General features: G+C 62.9%; 1 protein-coding gene. It reads left to right on the top strand.

The genetic code is table 11. The annotated features are described in order from the left end of the window. Positions 1-121: 121 nt before the first annotated feature. Positions 122-1,372 carry a group II intron reverse transcriptase/maturase gene (gene ltrA / locus KDL01_RS41090; protein ID WP_212534139.1) on the top strand — a complete coding sequence of 417 codons (1,251 nt, stop codon included), beginning with the start codon at positions 122-124 and terminating at the stop codon, positions 1,370-1,372. Positions 1,373-1,466 lie beyond the last annotated feature (94 nt).

Genomic DNA, 1,466 nt, shown 5'->3' on the forward strand with positions numbered 1-1,466 from the left:
GTGCGTGCCGGCGGACCGGCCCGTAGTAGTGGTGATGTTCCTGTAATGGGGGCGGAGCGAAGGGGCCGGGTTGTTCGTGGCTGATGTGTTCGGTCAACCGGAGCGTTCCGGGAGGAGTCGCATGGATCAGTTGAAGTCGTCGGGAAAGTCGTTCGAGATTTCGAAGCAGTCTGTTTGGCAGGCGTGGGAGAAGGTCAGAGCGAACAAGGGTGCGCCCGGGGTGGATGGTGCGTCGATCGCGGCGTTCGAGAAGGATCTGAAGAACAATCTGTACAAGATCTGGAATCGGATGTCCTCGGGGACGTACTTTCCGCCGCCGGTTCGGGCGGTGGAGATCCCAAAGAAACGAGGGATCAGAGTCCTGGGTGTGCCGACGGTGTCGGACAGGGTCGCGCAGACGGTGGTCGCACGGGCGATCGAGGTGGAGGCCGAGAAGGTTTTTCACCCTGATTCCTACGGGTACCGGCCGTCTCGCTCCGCGTTGGAAGCGGTGGCCAGGTGTCGGGATCGGTGTTGGGAGAAGGACTGGGTGATCGATCTCGACATCCGGGCGTTCTTCGACTCCGTTCCGTGGGATCTGGTGCTCAAAGCCGTGGCTGCGGTGTGCGATCTGCCGTGGGTGCTGCTGTATGTGAAGCGGTGGCTTGGTGCCCCGTTGCAGTTGCCTGACGGCACCGTCAAGGCGAGGGACCGCGGGACCCCGCAGGGCTCTGCGGTCTCACCCGTGTTGGCGAATCTGTTCATGCATTACGCGTTCGATTCCTGGCTGGTCCGGGAGTTTCCCGGGGTCGGGTTCGAGCGTTACGCGGATGACGCGGTGGTGCATTGCCTGAGCCTGGAACAGGCCCGAAGGGTGCTGGGCAGGCTCGGTGAACGGATGGCCGAGGTGGGACTGGAGTTGCACCCGGACAAGACCCGGATCGTGTACTGCAAGGACGGGCGTCGGCGTGGATCGCATGAGCACACGGCGTTTACGTTCCTCGGGTTCACGTTCCGGGCCAGGCGGGTGGTCTCGAGACACGGAAAGGTGTTCACGGGATTTACTCCGGCGGTGAGTAAGGAGGCTCTGAAGAAGATGAGCGAGCAGGTGCGGTCCTTGCGGCTGCACCGGCATGTGAGTCTGACCGAACGCGACCTCGCACGGTGGATCAACCCGATCGTGCAGGGCTGGATGCAGTATTACGGGGCGTTCCACCGCTCTGCGCTGTATCCGCTGCTGACGCGCATCAACGCCTACTTGATGCGGTGGCTGCGTAAGAAGTACGAGCGGCTTCGAGGCTGGAAGAAGGCCGAGCGAGCGTGGTGGGAGGCCGTAGACCGGCAGCCGCGCTTCTTTGCTCAATGGGCTTGGACGACAGCAATCAGGGCCTGACGATCAGAGCAACAGGAGCCGTATGACGGGAGACTGTCACGTACGGATCTGTGGGAGCCCGGGGGTGAGAATCCCCCGGGCCACCCGGCGCGAA

Source organism: Actinospica durhamensis (genome assembly GCF_018139695.1).
Taxonomy (GTDB): Bacteria; Actinomycetota; Actinomycetes; order Streptomycetales; family Catenulisporaceae; genus Actinospica; species Actinospica durhamensis.